At 48.5% G+C, this 18140-nt stretch carries 12 protein-coding genes; 10 read left to right on the forward strand and 2 right to left on the reverse strand.

The annotated features are described in order from the left end of the window. Positions 1–150 precede the first annotated feature (150 nt). Positions 151–1305 (reverse strand): sensor histidine kinase, encoded by a 1155-nt coding sequence (locus tag LKK83_RS23060; RefSeq protein ID WP_324633731.1) that lies wholly within the window; start codon positions 1303–1305, stop codon positions 151–153. Positions 1306–1676: 371 nt separating this feature from the next. Between LKK83_RS23060 and LKK83_RS23065 the strand changes: the two genes are divergently transcribed. The 10 genes from LKK83_RS23065 to LKK83_RS23110 all read left to right on the forward strand — a co-directional run bounded on the left by LKK83_RS23065 (position 1677) and on the right by LKK83_RS23110 (position 12344). Continuing rightward, positions 1677–1811 (forward strand): hypothetical protein, encoded by a 135-nt coding sequence (locus LKK83_RS23065; RefSeq protein ID WP_324633732.1) that lies wholly within the window; start codon positions 1677–1679, stop codon positions 1809–1811. A 430-nt stretch (positions 1812–2241) separates the two neighbouring features. Beyond that, on the forward strand, positions 2242–2772 hold the full coding sequence (locus tag LKK83_RS23070; RefSeq protein WP_324633733.1) for an orange carotenoid protein N-terminal domain-containing protein: 531 nt from the start codon (positions 2242–2244) through the stop codon (positions 2770–2772). A 1264-nt stretch (positions 2773–4036) separates the two neighbouring features. After that, positions 4037–4762: a response regulator transcription factor gene (locus LKK83_RS23075; RefSeq protein WP_324633734.1), complete on the forward strand. Its 726-nt coding sequence runs from the start codon at positions 4037–4039 to the stop codon at positions 4760–4762. A gap of 812 nt (positions 4763–5574) precedes the next feature. Then, positions 5575–6510, forward strand: a complete 936-nt coding sequence (locus tag LKK83_RS23080) for a YihY/virulence factor BrkB family protein (RefSeq protein ID WP_324633735.1) — start codon at positions 5575–5577, stop codon at positions 6508–6510. A 241-nt stretch (positions 6511–6751) separates the two neighbouring features. Then, positions 6752–7159 carry a hypothetical protein gene (locus tag LKK83_RS23085; RefSeq protein WP_324633736.1) on the forward strand — a complete coding sequence of 136 codons (408 nt, stop codon included), beginning with the start codon at positions 6752–6754 and terminating at the stop codon, positions 7157–7159. Positions 7160–7375: 216 nt separating this feature from the next. After that, the gene (locus LKK83_RS23090) at positions 7376–8182 is read left to right on the forward strand and encodes a ChaB family protein (RefSeq protein ID WP_324633737.1); all 807 of its coding nucleotides are present in this window, start codon (positions 7376–7378) and stop codon (positions 8180–8182) included. 68 nt (positions 8183–8250) lie between these two features. Further along, positions 8251–8757, forward strand: a complete 507-nt coding sequence (locus LKK83_RS23095; RefSeq protein ID WP_324633738.1) for a Dps family protein — start codon at positions 8251–8253, stop codon at positions 8755–8757. A gap of 282 nt (positions 8758–9039) precedes the next feature. Beyond that, a complete protein-coding gene (locus tag LKK83_RS23100) occupies positions 9040–9558 on the forward strand; it encodes a hypothetical protein (RefSeq protein WP_324633739.1) in 519 nt (172 codons plus the stop codon). Between the two features lie 278 nt (positions 9559–9836). Beyond that, a complete protein-coding gene (locus LKK83_RS23105; protein WP_324633740.1) occupies positions 9837–10931 on the forward strand; it encodes a DJ-1/PfpI/YhbO family deglycase/protease in 1095 nt (364 codons plus the stop codon). 99 nt (positions 10932–11030) lie between these two features. After that, a complete protein-coding gene (locus tag LKK83_RS23110; RefSeq protein ID WP_324633742.1) occupies positions 11031–12344 on the forward strand; it encodes a hypothetical protein in 1314 nt (437 codons plus the stop codon). A 96-nt stretch (positions 12345–12440) separates the two neighbouring features. On the opposite strand, the gene LKK83_RS23115 is transcribed toward LKK83_RS23110, so the two are convergent. Further along, positions 12441–18014 carry a trifunctional serine/threonine-protein kinase/ATP-binding protein/sensor histidine kinase gene (locus LKK83_RS23115; protein WP_324633743.1) on the reverse strand — a complete coding sequence of 1858 codons (5574 nt, stop codon included), beginning with the start codon at positions 18012–18014 and terminating at the stop codon, positions 12441–12443. Positions 18015–18140 lie beyond the last annotated feature (126 nt).

Below are 18140 nucleotides of genomic sequence, written 5' to 3' on the forward strand. Positions count from 1 at the left end.
TTTCATTTGGGTCAAAGAGTTGGTGATAGGAGTCTATCATATCATTGCGGCTAAAGCCGCGCCCGTCGCTTGGTAGCGCCGCTCTAAAGAGACGGGGCTACCAAGCTCCCGAGTTTTTTTCGTGTCGCCGCCACAGAGGCGAGAGATGTTTTAATCGCGCCACGCATTCAAGCGTAGGGTGAATAAGCTGCCTTTGCCTAACTCCGAGTTGACGCTAATGGTGCCTTGATGAGCTTGTGCGATGCGCTTACACAGGTGCAACCCGAGACCACTCCCGGATCGTTTGTGTTTTCCCGGGCGGAATCTTTCAAATAATAAGGCTTGTTCTTCTTCGCTGATGCCGGTGCCGGTATCTTCGACTTCAATTTTGACCGTGCCTGGATCGGCGGGATCTGCAACGTCGGCGGGGGGTGGTTCTTGACTCAGGCGGATCTCGACGGAACCGCGATCGGTAAATTTAATCGAGTTACCGACTAAGTTGGTCAGCAGACGACGTAGTTCGAGGCGATCGCCATATACTAGCCCGGAGGTTTTTCGCTTCCCGTCGGGGGCATCTCCATAGGAGACTTTGAGCTGACAATCTTTTTCTTCCGCCATTGGGGCGAGTTCTTCGATTAATTCTTGGATGAGCTGACGCAGGTCTACTTCGGAGAAATTTAAGTTTTTGCGATCGGCTTCGTAGCGGTAAACTTCAAGCAAGGTATTGACCATGCTCAGCAAGTTTTGATTGCTGCGAACCATCGTGGCGAAGGCTTCGTCCATTTCTGGGGTAATTTCTCCCAAGGCTCCTTGCTGGAGTAAAGTTAACATGCGATCGGCAGCAACCAAGGGGGTTCGCAAGTCGTGGGTCAGCCGCGAGACAAAATCTTCCCGCTGACGGGCGATTTCATCCCGTTCGTCTACGCTATGTTTGAGCCGCAGGAGACTGCGGACTCTTGCGAGAAGTTCGTCGAGTTCTACGGGTTTGCGGATAAAATCATCCGCGCCGAGATCTAATCCTTCCACCACACTGGGTTGATCGTGGGCGGTAATCAGCAAAATGGGGATAAATGGCAACCGATCGTTGTTGCGGATCCGTCGGGTGACTTCGTAACCGTCCATCCCGGGCATCATAATGTCGAGCAGCACCAGATCCGGTGGTAACTCTTCAATCTGAGCTAAGGCAGCATATCCACTGTCTGCCTGAGCGATGTCATATCCCTCTTCTTCCAGAATTGTCTTGACTAACAATACGTTATCTGGAGAATCATCTACCACGAGGATGCGGTTTGCTGGATGGTTTTGAGAACGGGAGGGATCAATCATCTAAGTACAGGGATGGGCTGCAAGCAACAGATTTCGACTCTAAGCCAAATTCTCTCACTCGATCGCGTAATTTGGCTCAGTCTGGAGAAAGATTTTATTTCCGAATTGGGGAGAACCACGTTTTGAATTTCTCTGTCCCTAGCACTCTCAGTTTGTGGGAGAGCGATGGTTCCAGTTACAGGGGCTACAGTGTCGATCGCCTTGTCTTGCTTAGACTCTGGAGGGACTCGCCCCATCTGCACAGCTAGAGGTTTGGTGTTTCCGCTTCTGCATTGAGTTACAGGTGCGATCGCGCTTCACGTTCGAGCGGTGCAGGAAGTTGGCGAGGAACGAGGCTCGCGTGGTTCGGGCATTTCGGGGGGTGGCAATTGGTGGCTCGCAAAATAGCGATCGCCAATCGTCACGCCGATAGCATTAACCCGGAAGTTGGGAATTGCTCTTTAGATTTTATCATCTTTATCCCCCCCATCGCTCTTGCAATGGATTTTTCCACCAACTCAGGATAGGGTTGGCATCTAAAGTGGGGTCGCCTCCACACAAAAGCCTAAACAGACCGCTCGTCTTTTTTTTGGGAATGCAGGTAATTTCTCCACCCGCCCCCACGCGCGATCGCCACTTCGCGTGCTTCTGCACCTCTTTTACGGAGTCGTGGTAGTTTCAGGTGCCTCCATCTCCCCCACATCACTATCTTTAGAGGTATTTTTTTTAGGTTAGCCCGATTGAAATATCTATCTTTAGCTAGAAGACAAAAAAGAATTAATTGAATAATGAGTTTGAGGTAAATTTACAATTTTTGTTGCTCATACATCTATCTCGAGACAGATTTCTGCATCCTTCTTTCCAATCTCGTTCCCGAGAGCGGCTTGACAGCAATCGGTAAAGTTTGTTAAGTATTATAAAGTGAAAGCAATTTAAAGTTAACCAAGAACCTAATTTATGTCTTCGATAAACACAAGCGGAAAAACCCAAATTCGTTCGGAAAACACTCAAAAAATCGTTCAAGCATTTGAAGGCTTAGGTACCGATGATAAACTGGCGGTACTCTATTGGGTCTATGAAAAAATGGGAGACTCGATTACTCCAGCAGCACCCACAGCAGCCAATCCTCAAGTTGCGCCCATCCTGCTCGATAACTTTTATAACTTATCCAAAGACGAGCAGCTCAATGTTATGCGAGATATCGTCAACCGAAAAGACACGGAATATTCTCGCGACTACGGGGCCTTAAGCGCCAACAATCAGTTACTCGTGTGGTATGCGTGGGCAGTAGCGATGGGCGATCGCGTGGTGGATATGCCCAACGATTACGAAGCGACCGAAGGAGCTAAAAATTTCCTCTCGCAAATCGAAAATGCAGAATTTGAAGAGCAAATTTCCATTTTGCGCGAAGCTGCAATGAATATGGGCTACAGCGAAGTTGGAGAAGTTCCCAGTCAAAGTGAAACTGGGAAAACGCCGAGCTTGTAATCCCAAGCGGCTAAACACAAAATCCGGAATGTACGAGTAAAAGGCTAGGGTTAAACTAAAACCCTAGCCTGCTTGTGTCGCCAGATAAACGTAATCAATGTTGGGTAAAAGTTGCCATTATTTATAACGATAAAAGGGTTTAAGCGTTACCCGATAGCTTAGGGGTCTAAATCGGCTGGGACAACGCGCCAGTCTAAATTGCAATACATCCAGGCTAGATGTATAGACGAGAGAAGTTTTCCCTAGACCGCCTTTTTTATATTAAAAAAAGCAAGAATGGGAGCCGTCATAGATGTTTCCTAATAATTACTAATACAAGATGGCTTTCAATCGCCAATTCTGGTGGTGGATTCTCGAATGGTAAATCTCTTCGTATCCAAACTGGTCCGTTCAAGGGCAGAGGATTTGAGGATTCAATGATGACAACATTTTTACTTGTCGGATTCTCTGATTATTTTACCCGATCGCTTCAAGCTGGGGAGAGTCAGGCGGAAAAATTGAGTCGGGTTTTCGGGTGATTTGCGGCGCTGTTGATGGCAATAATCGATGAGGGGAAAAGCGCGGGAATCGAACCTTGCGTTAGTGCAACTCGCAACCCAGGGTCGCTCGGCTATATTGTGCTGCGTTAAAATAGATGTTATTCGCGCCTCGCCGACAATTCCGCAGTGGGGGAAAAGCCTGCAATTGCAGGCTCAATCTCGCCGTAAGGCAAGGAATTTTTGCGACGCGGTTAGATTCGAGCGTCAATCCCTGGATCCGGATGATTTTTTTCCTGAAAGCGGGGAGGCGACTTGTGTTGGGTACGCGACAAGGAGGTAGAGGGGTGGTTTGTGGTTTGTCTGAGGGAGGGGGTGCGATCGCCCCTAGAGAAACACAGATAAAATCCTCCGCCATAAAAACCCCTGGGGGATGTTGTCTCCACACAGAGGATGAGGGGGATGGGAGAAGGAGAGGAAGGCAGTGGTGTTATTTAAACAGAAATCAAAGCCTGAAGGCGGGATAGAACGGACTCATCCTTCTATCGGGCAATTCCATCGTGGCTGGCTGGTTGCCAAACCGGAGCGGCAGAAAAATTGAGGATTCACTGGCTAGGTTTTAAGATTTACTGGTAAGCTAGGTTAGAAGTGTCAATGTAGGTTAATTAACCACAAAAAAGTCAAAATTTTGGATAATCTAAGTGTATCGGGAAAGGCAATCGACGACATCTACCCATAGGTGTAGTTTGGTGAAATTCCCTTGATAGTTCTTTGAAGTCATATCAAAAATGAGTGAAATTCGTGTTGCTTTAGTTGAAGACCATGACCTGACTCGCATCGGGATTCGGACGGCGTTACAACAGTCGGATGGAATTGTGGTCGTCGGAGATGCGGCGAATGGCAATTCAGGGTTAAAGTTGCTTTCCGAGTCGCATCCGGATATCGCGATCGTGGATATTGGTTTGCCAGATATGGATGGCATTGAGGTGACGCAGCGACTGCGCCAGGTGCAAGAAGCGGAAAAACTTGAACCGAAAACCAAGGTCTTGATTTTGACGTTCCAAGATAACGAAGATGCAGTGTTGGCGGCGTTTGCGGCGGGTGCGGACTCTTACTGTATGAAAGATATCAGTTTTGAGGAATTGCTCGGGGTGGTGCGCTTGACCTATGAGGGAAACTCGTGGATCGATCCGGCGATCGCGGGGATCGTACTCAGACAGGCACGCACGACTCCTAGCGAAGCCACCCCCAGCAGCTCTAAGAAGGAAACGGTGTCGATCAAGGCTCCGGAACCGGAATTCAGCCAAATTATTGAAGCCTATCCTCTAACGGAACGGGAGTTAGAAGTGCTTGAACTGATCGTGCAAGGGTACAATAATGCGGAAATTTCCGAAAAGCTGTACATTACGGTGGGCACGGTGAAAACCCACGTCCGCAATATCTTAAATAAGCTGTGTGCCAACGATCGCACCCAAGCTGCTGTTTTAGCCCTGCGTTCGGGGTTAGTGGGATAAATTTGCGGTTCTGGGGTGTGGGGAGGGACGGGAAAATTCTTCCAGCAGGAGCGGATCGAGGCGACGCCCTGGATTTCTACTAGGGTGCGTCTTCATCGCTTGGATAGCCAAACCGGGGGGCGGAAATGACAGACCATCGACGCTCCAATTTATCCGGCTTGTACTGTAGGGGCTTTGGCGGTGCCATGCCCCTCTTTTGGTTCAAGGGAAGGGGATGACGCCGAAAACCCCGATTCTGTCAATATATCCCGAGATAGAAGACAAACTGTAGGCGGTTCGCTTATTCTGATACGGAAGGCGAAGCTAAAGATAAATTTTAAATAAACACACAAGCGGTTAAACTCGTTCCTAAAAATCCAAGTCCATTTTAACGGGTGGGGCGAGAACGAAGGTCTGATGTTGGCTACTATTTTGGACAGGCAACCATTCTGACCCGTTCCATTCTTTAGCCGATCGCCGAGGTCACTTTTCTATCGGGATAAAAGGCGATCGGCTGGTTTTCGAGCGGCAACTGACAAAGGGAAGTGGGCAAGGTAGAATAAAAATTTTTCCCTGAAATAACATCAGAATGTGAAATGCCGAAATAATGGGCAATTCGTAACTTTACAAAAAAATCGAAAAAAGTTAAATAGAGTCCAGATAAAAGACGATATCTAGGCTCGCAACATTAATAATTATTCCGGTCAACCCCCCGGGGTGCTAGCGTTTGAACTAAAGCGAATCACCAGTTGCTGGGGTATAGTGACAGTTTGATGAAGCTTTTATGATAGGCTTCAATTGCCGGAATAATGTTGGAAAAGGAGTATTAAATCGTGAGATTAAAAGTAATTTGGAGGTTGCTCAAGCGAACCTTTGCGGAATGGCAAAAAGATAAAGCATCGCGACTGGCGGCGGCTTTAGCGTACTACACGGCGTTTTCCCTAGCGCCGATGTTAATTATCGCGATCGCCGTGGCGGGTTTGGTTTTCGGTCAAGAAGCGGCGCAAGGAGAAATTGTGGCGCAATTGCAAGATTTAGTAGGGAGAGAAGGGGCACAAGTCATCGAAACGGCGATCGAAAATGCGCGCCAGCCGAGGTCGGGAATTTGGGCGACAATTATCAGTATTGCCTTGTTGCTGTTTGGGGCAACGGGGTTGTTTACTCAGTTGCAAGACGCTTTAAATACGATTTGGGATGTGAAGCCAAAACCGGATGAGGGGGTAAAAAAACTGCTGAAAACCCGGGTTTTATCCTTTGCGATGGTGGTGGCGATCGGTTTTTTGCTGCTAGCATCCCTGGTAGTGAGCGCGGCATTGGCAGCGATCGGAAAGTATTTTGACAATCTGGTACCGGAGTTAATGTTCTTGTGGCAAACGTTGAATTTTGTCATCTCGTTGGGGGTGATTACCCTGCTGTTTGCGATGATTTATAAAGTGCTGCCGGATGTAAAAATTGCCTGGAGCGATGTTTGGATTGGTGGGGCAATTACTTCGGTACTGTTTGCGCTCGGAAAATATTTAATTGGTCTTTATCTCGGCAATAGTAGTGTGGGATCGACTTACGGTGCGGCGGGATCTTTTGTGGTGCTGCTGCTGTGGATTAATTATTCGGCGCAAATCTTGTTTTTTGGTGCGGAGTTTACTCAGGTTTATGCAAACCGATATGGTTCGCGCATTGTCCCGACTAGCCATGCCATGTTTGACGAGGGTGCTAGGGGCGATCGCGTTTCCGAGGGCGTGGGGAGTCGCGGTAATGGCAGCGATCGCTAAATAATGGGCGATCGCGCCTCGGTTCGTCTGGAGGGTAGGCATTACCCATTCTATATGGATAGCGGATGCTGAAGTCCCGCTAGCGCTTGTAGGGTGGACTCGGGGAAGGTGGCGGGATTGGACGAGGAGCGATCGTACTCTCTCGATAGTCGTAAGCGAAAATCTACTACTATAGATAGTTTTATTTCGTAGGTCGATCCGGCTATAGTGAACACAACGATTGCATTCAGGAGCAATTTGCATGAATAAGCAAACGCAAAATAAAGAAAACAACGTTAACAATACTCAAAAAGAAGTCGTTGACAGCAATAGCGCACCGCATTACGATCGCGAAATCGTACCCGCAGAAGTGGCGGCGCGCCAAGAGCGAGAAGGCGATAAATTCATGGAAGCGCCGAAAAACGAAGATGAAGCGCAAGTGGATACCGATGCGACTCGGCGCGGTTTCACCGTAGATAACGAAGGGTTGGTGAATAATTTCGCGATCGAACCGGAAATGTACGTCAACGAACCCGGCGACTTGCGCGAAAAAGAACAACAACTGAAAAAAGAACGCGCTGACGAATATGTAGAGGCGCATGAGAACGACGAGCAAGGACGATTGACGATGGACAAAGATAATCGCACAAAAGGTCCTGGCGTTATCTAAACGTGGCACAGCAACCTGCCCGCTTTGCGTCCAAATTTTGGGCGCAGGGGGTCAGTGACGGGATCGCGGCTCCCAAGGTTGCATCAATTCTCTCCCCTCCCTTCCCCAAGTTGCTGTGGGGGGGGACTCCCGTGGGGTATAACAATACAACAGGGCGAAGCCGAGGGAAGATGATTCGCCGATGCAACCGCAGAAGAAGAAATCAGGAGGATACGAATGACAACCGCTTCTAATACAACCGAAGCTCAAGACGCGCAACAAAAAACAAATCGTTGTGTTTCGGCTGTGTTTGAAACCCAAGAGCAAGTGAACGATGCAGTTAACCGCCTGCTCGAACGCGGTGTCGATCGCGAAAACATTTCGATTGTGGGTCGGAACTTTCACAGCGAAACCAAAATTTCGGGATTTGTGACGAAGAAAGATGTCATCTTAGATGGCTTAAAATCCGGGGCAATTTTTGGTTCGTTGTTTGGTTCGGTATTGAGCCTGCTAACAGGAGTGGGGGTGTTATTCATTCCCTTTATCGGTTCCGTTGTGGCTGCAGGACCATTAGGAGCCGCTTTGTTAGGAGCGACTACTGGTGCGATCGCCGGTTCGGCGGGTGCGGGTTTAGTTTCCGCATTAGTCGCATTAGGAATGCCCGAAGACAAAGCTGCCATTTATCAAACCCGCCTGCAAGCCGGAGAAACGCTTTTGGTGGTAGAAGTTCCTGCCGAAAAAATTGGTGAAATTCAATTGCTACTCGAACGCATCGGCGGTGACGAAATCCTCAGTTGCGATATGAAGATTCCCCGTCAACCGGAACACCCTTTAGACAGTACAGAAGAGTTGTCTCCGGAACTTCGCAGCCATCTGTCTCCCGAGGCTCAGGAAACATTTCGCAAAGCTTATAACGAAGCATTGACCCAAAAAGAGGATGCCAATCAAGCGTCCTTAATTGCGTGGCGCTCTGTGGAAGAGAACTACGAAAAAGACGAAAATGGAGTGTGGTCAAAAGCTCCCATTCCTGCTGGCGTTTCCTAAGTTAAAAGGGATTAATCTTTTCGGGAACTTTTTACCCGAATTTAGTCGAACATTGGAGGAAAAAATTTATGACTACGACTATCGATACTTCTGCTCAAAAGCAAATGCCCGTGAATATCGGTATTGAGGAAAACACGCGCAAAGAGATTGCCGATGGGCTGTCTCGGGTATTAGCCGATACCTATACTCTGTATTTGAGGACGCATAATTTCCACTGGAACGTCACGGGGCCGTTGTTTAATACGCTGCACCTGATGTTTGAGGAGCAATACCAAGAACTGGCGATCGCCGTGGATGATATTGCAGAACGAATCCGCACCTTGGGTTTTCCCGCTCCCGGGACTTATGGTGAGTTCTCTCGCTTGACTTCCCTCACGGAAACCGAAGGCATTCCCGCCGCCGAAGATATGATTCGGTTTCTGATTGAAGGTCAAGAAACGGTGGTTCGCACCGCTCGCGAAGTGCTGCCAATTGCAGAAAGCGCCAACGATCAACCCACGTTAGATCTGCTGACGCAACGGATGCAAGTCCACGAGAAAACTGCTTGGATGCTCCGCAGCATGTTAGCCAGCTAATTCTTGGCTCGCAATCTTCGAGTTTAGGTTTTAGAGTGGGCAATTCTAGTCAAGCGGCTTTAATTCTCATTCTGAAATCTAAACTCTCCCAGAGGATTATCGGGCAAATTTCAACTCTACCGAAATCCAAATGACTGGATTTTTGAAAATAGAGAAACGGCACTGATTAAATCTTCAATTTTTCAAAAAAATTGATTTTTATAATAGGCAAATTACCAGCCTATAGAGGCATTGCCTTTCTAAACTGAATAATTTAAAACGCAATAGCAAGGAGAAAACAGTATGAAATTCAAGCAACTTTTGAACCAAAAAAACATGGGAATATTGGGAGCCATTTTAGGGAGTACCCTTTTCTCGATGACTCTATTGCCAATGGCTGGAATTGCCGAGAGCAAACCCAATCCTAACCTAGAGAGCAACCGAGGCGATCGCGAATCTACGATCGCGCAGTTTAGAACCGGACCGCGAGACAATCTCGATCGACCTGTGGCGCTGCTGCGATCGCAAAACATGCCAGTGGAAATCACTCTGGTTAATAATACCAACGATCGCATCACTTATCAAGTAATTGGCGATACGGACGAACGCTTAATTTCTGAGGGCGGTACAGCCACGGTTCGCCGGATCGATATTCCCGTCACAGTCACCTTTGTCCGCTCGTCGAGTGCCGCATTGTTACAGGTCGAACCCGAAGTTATCGGTCCGGGTGAAATCCGGTTGAACTTGGATGAAACGAGCAGGTTAGATCGAGACGTTACGGCAATGAGAATTGATGAAACGGGTGAGGTTTACTTGTACTAAACATAGGACGAGCGAAGGGGAAATATATTTTCCCCTTTCTTCTTTACCCAGGTAAGACTAAATATTGCCCGCATAAATTTAGACTGAGAAATAATTGCTACCCAATCATTGCAATGGGGTAGGCAAAAAACGATTTTATGAGCACAGCTCGGTAGGTGGGCAGTGCCCATCCTACGCAGGGCTACGCTCACGGGTAGGGGGGCACTGCCCACCCGTTATTGTCGTGCTTCCCGATCCGATTTGCGTCAGTCCTAAAGTAAAAATTGAGGAAATTTATTATGGTTGAAGCCAGCCAAAATGCCAGGAAGAAAGTAGCCATTTTAATCGAAGATGGGTTTGAGGATTCCGAGTTTAAGGTTCCTTATACCGCACTGCGACAAGCGGGAGCAAAAGTGTGGGTTCTCGGGTCGCGGATGAATCAGGAGTATAGGGGAAAACAGGGGAAAGTTTCGATTAAACCGGATGGAACCACCACAGAAGCGCGGGTGCAAGATTTCGATGCGGTAATTATTCCGGGGGGTTTGGCACCGGATACGATGCGAAATAACCCGAATACGGTGAATTTTGTCAAAGAAGCGATCGCCGAGGATAAAATTGTAGCCGCCGTTTGTCACGGGCCGCAGGTTTTAATCGAAGCCGACTTGCTGCGCGATCGCCGGGTTACGGGTTTTACCTCCATCCGCAAAGACATGGAAAATGCAGGTGCGACCTATATCGACGAACCCCTGGCGATCGATGGCACTTTGATTACCTCGCGACAACCAGGGGATCTGGCCATTTTCACCACCGCTATTCTGTCGCGCCTGATGCTCCAAATTCCCGATCGCACCCTACCGGAAGAAAGCGATACCCAGGTAGAATGGTGGGAACTAGCCGCCTCCTGGGGTGGTTCCAGCCGCAGCGAAATCGTCGAAGGTCTGAATACCGCACTGGCTGGGGAACGCTATACCCACGAAGCATTCCAACATTACGCCGAGCGCACTAGCGATACCGCCCTGCGATTGCTGCTGCTGGAAATTGTGGAGAAAAAAGCAAGTCACATCGAGTTACTCGAAGGCAGACTTCAGGCGATCGGGGAACAATTGTTTTTCCCCTCAGTAGCGGCGGGTGCATTGGCAAACGCGATGAGCTGGCTGCAGTCGAGCGAAGATATAGAAATTTTGCGTCGCGCTCTCGGCGATATTCAAACCGGTATGGTGGATTGTTATAATTTGCGGACAAAATACACCGATCCGGTCTCCACCATGATTTTTACCACCCTCGAACAGGATCTCGCCGAGTCCGAACAGCGTCTTGCCAGTTTGTATCAAGCCTCTTTGGGCATGGGAGAACCGCAACCTGCAGCACCGAGTACGGGTGTGGCGGTTGGATAATTCATTTTTCCCTTTATTTTGCCCAACCTACCACCTCGGGTTAAGGTAAAAAAAGCGCTATTCTAATCCTAAATATTGCACGCCGAGAGGAGAGCAAAAATGAACTCAGAAAAGAATCAACCCCTAGAACCCATGCCAGCCGGAAATGCCGCGATACCTGCCTCGCCACAGGTTTCAGAGACCACAGAAACGGCTTGCGAAGGAGTGACAGAAACGGTGAATAAAGCCGCGTTAGAAGCGAATAAAGTGGCGATAGATATAGTTGCCGGCGCGCTAGAAGGTGTAGCTGAGGCAACCCGCCAGGGTCAAGAGGCATTCGATCGCGCGGCACAAGCAGCAGAAGAGCTGGGCAAAGTGGGGTCTAAAATCGGTGAAGGAGCGGCACAAACTGCCAGTGAAGCAGCAGCGGGAATCGCCCATGAATCGGAAGAGTGGTTAGAACGCGCCACCACAGAAGTGGGAAAAACCCTGTCTTTTGTCGGCGATAACCCGGTACTACAACAAATTGCGAAAACCTTTAAAGCTCAATGGTTGCTGCAACTTACCGGGCAGGTGGATGTATCGAAAGCGCAGTTAGCGGTGGAGAAATTAAAGCAGAAATATCCCCAAGAATCTGCCGATGAAGTTTCCCATCGGATTATGATAGAAAAGTCATTGTATGCTGGCGGAATTGGATTGGTCAGTAGCATGGTGCCGGGGGTAGCTTTGGCGCTGCTGGGAGTGGATTTAGCCGCAACAACGGTGTTGCAGGGAGAGATGATTTATCAGATTGCGGCGGCGTATAACATGGATTTAGAAGATCCGGCGCGCAAGGGGGAAGTGGTGATGATTTTTGGGCTATCCCTTGGCGGTTCGACGGCGCTAAAAACCGGGTTGGGGATACTGCGAAATCTGCCAATGGCGGGCATGGCGATCGGTGCGAGTACGAATGCGGTAATGCTGTACACTCTCGGATATGCAGCATCGCGCTTTTATGAGGCGAAAAGCAGTCCGGAAATAGCCGAGATAACGCCGGATGAGCTGAAGCTGGAAAGCGAAAAATACTTGGAAAAAGCGATCGCGCAAAAAGAAATCATGGATCGCATTTTGGTGCAGATGATTTTAGCCTCTCGTCCGGATACCTCTTGGAAGGAGATTTTACCGGAGTTAAAACAGATGAATTTCACGGCAGATGCGCTAAAATTGATGGAGTCCGAACTGGAAAGTCCCCTGCCTTTAGAAGAGTTAATCCAGTCTCTCGATCGCGATTTTGCCTTTCCGTTGTTGGCGCAATGCTATCGCATCTCTCAAATCGATTGCGTGACTACGGAAGAAGAACAACAAGTAATGGAGGCGATCGCGAATCACTTCGATATCGATTTAAACCAGGTGAAAGAAACCGTAAAAGCCCAAGATGCAGAAAGCAGCGAGTAATCCCTGCATTTCTCCCCTGCATAAACTCGTTAAACTCGTTCCCAGGTTCCACCTGGGAACGAGTGGAGGTTCCACCTGGGAACGAGTGGAAACAGTTTAATGGGGTTTAATCGGTAGGGAAATGATAAATTCCGCTCCTTCTCCGGGGGCAGAAATACATTCTAACATACCCTGGTGTTTCTCCACAACAATTTGGTAACTGATAGACAAACCCAACCCCGTGCCTTTGCCTTCGGGTTTCGTGGTAAAAAAGGGGTCAAACAACTGCTGACGCACTGTTTCGAACATGCCCGGCCCATTGTCTTTAATCCGAATCTGGGCGTAAGGGAGGGAAGAAGAGGAATCGACAATCACTTCTGTGCGAATCCGAATTTCTTTCTCGCGAATTTGTCGCGGTTCTTCCAAGGCATCGATCGCATTGGCAATCAGATTCATAAACACTTGATTGAGCTGTCCCGGGAAACAACTGACTTTCGGCAATTCTCCGTATTCTTTAACCGTAACAATTGCCTTTCTGGTTCCTTTCGCTTTCAAGCGAGAGGACAGAATCATCAAGGTGCTGTCGAGTCCTGCGTGAAGGTTGGCGGGTTTGGGTTTTTCTGCATCCACGCGGGAAAAATTGCGTAAAGACTGCATAATCTCGCGAATGCGATCGGTTCCCATCGTCATCGAGGAGAGCATTTGCGGTAAATCGGCGACCAAAAAGTCTAAATCGATTTCCTCAATTTTCTCTTGAATTTTGGCGGGAGGTTCGGGGAAGTAATGGCGATAAAGATGGAGCAAATCGATTAAATCGCTGACCGACTCGGAAGCGATGGTCAAATTACCGGCGATAAATCCCACGGGATTGTTCACTTCATGGGCAACACCGGCCACTAATTGCCCCAAGCTGGAGATTTTTTCAGTTTGGATTAATTGGGCTTGAGTTTGTTGCAAATCGCGCAAGGCGGTTTCGAGTTGGGTGGCTTTTTCTCGCTCTCGCGCTTCGGATGCGCGCAAGTCGGCATTTTTGCGCTCGAGTTGGATAGAATAGCCCTGCAATTCTTGGTAAAGTGCGGCATTGTCGAGCGAAATTGCCACTTGAGCGGCTAAGAGATTTAAGACGTTCAATCGTTCTCGAGTAAATGCGCCGGGACTGAGGTGATTTTCTAAATAGAGAATGCCGATAAATTTGCCGTGATGGATGAGTGGCAATCCCAAAACTGAGGGGGGTTGATGTTGGGCGATATAGGGGTCGCGGGCAAAGCGGTTGTCCAGTTGCGGATTGTCGATCGCGATCGCTTCTCGGGTGCGATCGATGTAGTTGACGATCGCCTGTGGCAATTCGGCAGAGGTTTCCACGGGAATAGAAGGTAAGCGTTGATACTGCTGGCTTTCGATATCTCCGGCGGCTTCTATCACTAATTGACCGGATTTGGAGAGGAGGATAAATCCTTTGTCTGCCCCTGCATTTTCCATGAGAATGTGCATTAATTTCAACAGCAATCGATCCAGGACGATTTCTGAGGAAATCGCTTGGGAGGCGGAGATTGCCGCACTGAGATCCATCACGGCGGAAACCGAGGCGGTGGAGGTGGTGGTGCGAGTGAGATGCACGGTGCGATCGCACGAGGGGGTGCGGGTGGAGGTTTGCGATCGCAATTGCGAAAAGATTTGCGGATATTTTGATTCTAACGCGGCGACTTTGGCAGAAGCGCCCCAGCGAATGTAACCGTAATAGGCTTCAGTGAGATAAAATCGGGCTTGGTTGTCTTGTTGGCGGGAAAAATGAAACTCGGCAAATCGTTCGTTGGCGATCGCCGCTTCCGGGATATAGCCTTGCTCTTTTGCGCCAGTGATGGCGCGATCGTAAAGGGCGATCGCGCGGGCATCTTGTCCTAAAACCCGCGCTTTTTCGGCTTCCACTAACTGGTATTTATGCTGATAGTTTTCCGGGGCGTGCTTTGCCCAGCGTTTCAGTTGTTTTTGCTGGCGGGCGACTTGCTTTAAAATTTGACGGCGATCGCCCTTTGACACCTTCGGATAGCGCGCCAATAATGCCAGGGAATAATAAAAATTGTGAACCGCAACCGACACCACGCCCAGCATGCTTGTGGTATAGTTTTCCGCTTGTTTCCCATAGGCGATCGCCCCGGGGACATCGGCAAATAAATAGGCAAAAATTTCCGCCCCTAAATACCCATAAAACAATGCTTGCAGCATCTGGGTATTCTCCAATTCCTGGAACAATGCGGCTTCTTGGGATTCGTCCCCCCATATGCCCTTTTTCTCCACCGAGTCGCGCTGCTGCAACTTCACTGCAATGTTCTCGATAATTTTCACAATTTCTATAGCGTTCTGTTGCTGTATTTTTTCCAGCAGTGCGAGATAATCGTGACATTTCAGGCTGACTTCTTCTAAATGTTTCCCAGCCAAAAACATGTAGCTGCAGTAATTGATGGCACTATGCCCGGTATAATCTAACGTCCCGGTTTCCAGGCTGCGGTTCAGCGCTTCAATAAACGGCTGTAGGGAGTGTTGTATCGGCTCTTTCCAAGGACGGATAAACGCATTAAACACGCTATAAATTTTAACGTTCAGTTCTCGGTTTTCGTATTTTTCGGTTAGCTGACAAGCCAATTGACCGAATTGATAGCCGGCTTCTATATCGGAAAGCACGCCGCACAAAATCCATCCGTAAAGGGCGTAACCATATGCAGCAAAGGCGGAGTTTCCATATTTAATCGCCAAATTCACCATTTTAAAGGTGACAATCGGAAACAAATTAGGGCAGATGAGAAATGCCGGCACGAGGAGGACACTTAAAATTCGCATGGCAGCGATTTTATACGGATCGTTCATCGGGGGCAATTCCTCGAAATCGGCGATCGCTTTTCGTCCTCGGTTTAATTTAGTGGCAACCAATGCGGCTAAAATATCCAATTTGCTCGGATTTTCGGGTAAATCTACCCCCAACTGCTTCAAAACTCGCAGTCCGATTTCCATTGCGGATTTAATTTGGTTTTGCGCGATATAAAACTGGATTTGCGTTTCGTAAATTTTCAGCTTTTCCAGCAAGTCTTTCCCCTGCTGCAACACCACCTCGGCAAGCTGCTGCGCCCGGTCAAAATCGGTATTCAAGTATTGCGCTTCTACCGCTTCGGTATAGATATCCCGGGTGAGTTCGTAATCGGTTTCCCAGCTTGTTGCTGGCAATAAATCTAAGGCAATATTCAGATAGTTTGCCGCCGAATCATAGGCGGTGGCGGCTTTGGCTTTTTTCCCCGCCATTAAGTTTAATTCGGCAAGTCGGTGTTTTTCTTCCCGGGAATCTATCGCCTCAATTCCAATATCGAGCTGATTCACTATATCGAAAATCCGCTCTGGGAGTTGCTCCTCCGGGGTGGAATCGAGCAGCAGTTTGCCGATTTTGCAGTGGGTTTGAATTCTTTGGTTTGTGGGAATTAAAGAATATGCTGCCTGCTGCACGCGATCGTGGAGGAATTTATAAGAAATTGTCTCCTCGGATTTTCGGTGGGCGGAGGATGAAATTAAGGCGATCGCATCTTCTGTCTCTCGAGTTCCATCGTCCCACACTAACGGCATTTTGTAGTTGTTGCTTAATGGCAAAACTAAACCGGCTTGCAGTGCATCCCATAACTCTACCGCAGTGTCGCCGGCGGAAGTTTCTGCATCGGGTTCTAGGGAGCGTTTTGCTAATGCTAACACGTCTAAATTAAACGGGTTGCCAATGCAGGCGGCAAGTTGGAGAATCTGTTGCGTGGCTGCGGGCAGTTTTTGCAGGTTTCTAGCAATCAGTTCCACTACATTATAATCGGTAATCCCCAGAGATTGAATTTCTTGTATATCCCATTCCCAGGTGCCGATATTAAAGTTAAACTGGAGGAGATTTTCTTCATATAAGGTTTGCAAAAGCTGGGTGAGGAAAAAGGGATTCCCGCCGGTTTTGTTAAACAACAGTTCGGCAAGTCGATGGATGGGTTGGGATTCTACATCCTCGGGTTGGCGGAATTCTGAGGGTTGCGTGAGGGTGTCGGCGAGGAATTGCTCGATATCCGATCGCGCCAAGGGTTGGAGGACAATATTGTTGATTACTGCGCCACTTTTTTGAAGGCGATCGAGGGTTTGGATGGTGGGATGAGTGGGGCTGACTTCGTTATCGCGATACGCGCCAATCATTAACAAATATTGGCTGTGGCGATCGCTCATCAGCAATTCGAGTAACTTCAGGGTTGCAGAATCAGCCCATTGCAAATCATCGAGAAAAATCACCAGGGGATGATCCGACTGGGCAAACACGCGGATAAAATTCTGGAAAACGCGGTTAAAGCGATTTTGCGATTCCGTCGGTCCTAAAGTGGGAACTAAAGGTTGTGTGCCGATAATCCGTTCCAATTGGGGAATCACATCGATGATGACTTGCCCGTTTTCGCCGATCGCGTTTAAAATCTTCTCCTTCCACCGGGCAATTTTCGAGCTTGTTTCGGTTAAAATATACTCGATTAACGAGTCAAAAGCTTGAATTAAAGATGCATAGGGAATATTTCGTTTAAATTGGTCGAATTTTCCGGCAATAAAATATCCCCGTGCGGCGACAATGGGTTTATGCACTTCGTTAATGACGCTGGTTTTCCCGATTCCGGAATAACCGCTCACCAGCATAATTTCGCTGCGATTGGGGGAGGCTTCAGCGGAAATTTCCGAGGAGTTTTTGCCGCTGATGCGAGCGAAGGCATCCAGGATTTGGGCGACTTCTGTTTCGCGCCCGTAGAGTTTTTGAGGAAGGAGAAATTGCCCGGAGTTATCGCGAGTGCCGGGAATAAAACTTTCGAGAAATGTGGCGTCGGCGAGGCGATCGCGGCAGGTTTCTAAATCCGCTAGCAGTCCCCGGGCACTTTGATAGCGCTCTTCGGCGGTTTTGGCTAGCAGTTTCATCACGATTTGGGACAGGGCGGGGGGAATTTTGGGATTGAGTTGGTGCGGGGGAATGGGTTTTTTGGCAATATGATGGTGGACTAATTCGAGTAAGTCGGTGGTGGAAAACGGCAGTTGCCCGCACAACATTTCATAAAAGGTGATGCCGGTGGAGTAAAAATCGGTGCGGTAATCGATGCAGCGGTTCATTCTGCCGGTTTGCTCTGGGGACAGATAGGCGAGGGTGCCTTCGAGCAATTCCGGATTGCTGAGGGTGGGATTTTCTCTGGATAAGCGGGAGGAAATACTAAAGTCAATCAGGCGAATTTGTAAAGTGGTGGGATTGATGAGAATATTTTGGGGTTTAATATCTTTATGAATGACGTGGTTTTGATGGAGTTTGGCTAAAATTGACGCCAGTTGAATGGCGATCGAGAAAAATTCCGGGAGGTCTACTGGGTTGTCGGCGAGCCATTCTTTCAAGGATTGTCCGGTAAAGTATTCTAAAATTAAGGCAAGTTTATGACCGTGGGCGATCGCCTCTATCGGTTTGGCCACTCCTTCGATTTGTAAGTCCCGCAAAATTTTGTATTCATGTCTTAACCGGGTAATTTCTTCGAGGCTGGGATATTCGGCTTGTAGGGTTTTAATCACAACCCGGGTGTTTTGCGGCTGTTGAATGCCGCAATAAATCACGGTTTTTTCTCCTTCATGCAGTCGGGATTCGATTTGGTAGCCGGGAAACAAACTATTCATGGGTGTTTTCGAGAAAAGGGTAGTGTTTTAATGGGGAAAGTGATGGGGCGCTTCAGGCGATCGCCATAGCGCCACAAATCTATCGGCAATTCGAGGTTTCCCTGGGTGAGGGTAAAATTTGCGGAA

The sequence above is a fragment of the Phormidium sp. CCY1219 genome (assembly GCF_035615515.1).
Lineage (GTDB): Bacteria > Cyanobacteriota > Cyanobacteriia > Cyanobacteriales > Laspinemataceae > CCY1219.

Excerpts from the sequence above, each read along its gene's own strand:
- LKK83_RS23090 (WP_324633737.1), top strand. The coding sequence starts at position 7,376 with ATGACAACCGCTTCTAATACAACCGAAGCTCAAGACGCGCAACAAAAA.
- LKK83_RS23115 (WP_324633743.1), bottom strand. The coding sequence starts at position 18,014 with ATGAATAGTTTGTTTCCCGGCTACCAAATCGAATCCCGACTGCATGAA.
- LKK83_RS23085 (WP_324633736.1), top strand. The coding sequence starts at position 6,752 with ATGAATAAGCAAACGCAAAATAAAGAAAACAACGTTAACAATACTCAA.
- LKK83_RS23060 (WP_324633731.1), bottom strand. The coding sequence starts at position 1,305 with ATGATTGATCCCTCCCGTTCTCAAAACCATCCAGCAAACCGCATCCTC.
- LKK83_RS23070 (WP_324633733.1), top strand. The coding sequence starts at position 2,242 with ATGTCTTCGATAAACACAAGCGGAAAAACCCAAATTCGTTCGGAAAAC.
- LKK83_RS23100 (WP_324633739.1), top strand. The coding sequence starts at position 9,040 with ATGAAATTCAAGCAACTTTTGAACCAAAAAAACATGGGAATATTGGGA.
- LKK83_RS23075 (WP_324633734.1), top strand. The coding sequence starts at position 4,037 with ATGAGTGAAATTCGTGTTGCTTTAGTTGAAGACCATGACCTGACTCGC.
- LKK83_RS23110 (WP_324633742.1), top strand. The coding sequence starts at position 11,031 with ATGAACTCAGAAAAGAATCAACCCCTAGAACCCATGCCAGCCGGAAAT.
- LKK83_RS23095 (WP_324633738.1), top strand. The coding sequence starts at position 8,251 with ATGACTACGACTATCGATACTTCTGCTCAAAAGCAAATGCCCGTGAAT.
- LKK83_RS23105 (WP_324633740.1), top strand. The coding sequence starts at position 9,837 with ATGGTTGAAGCCAGCCAAAATGCCAGGAAGAAAGTAGCCATTTTAATC.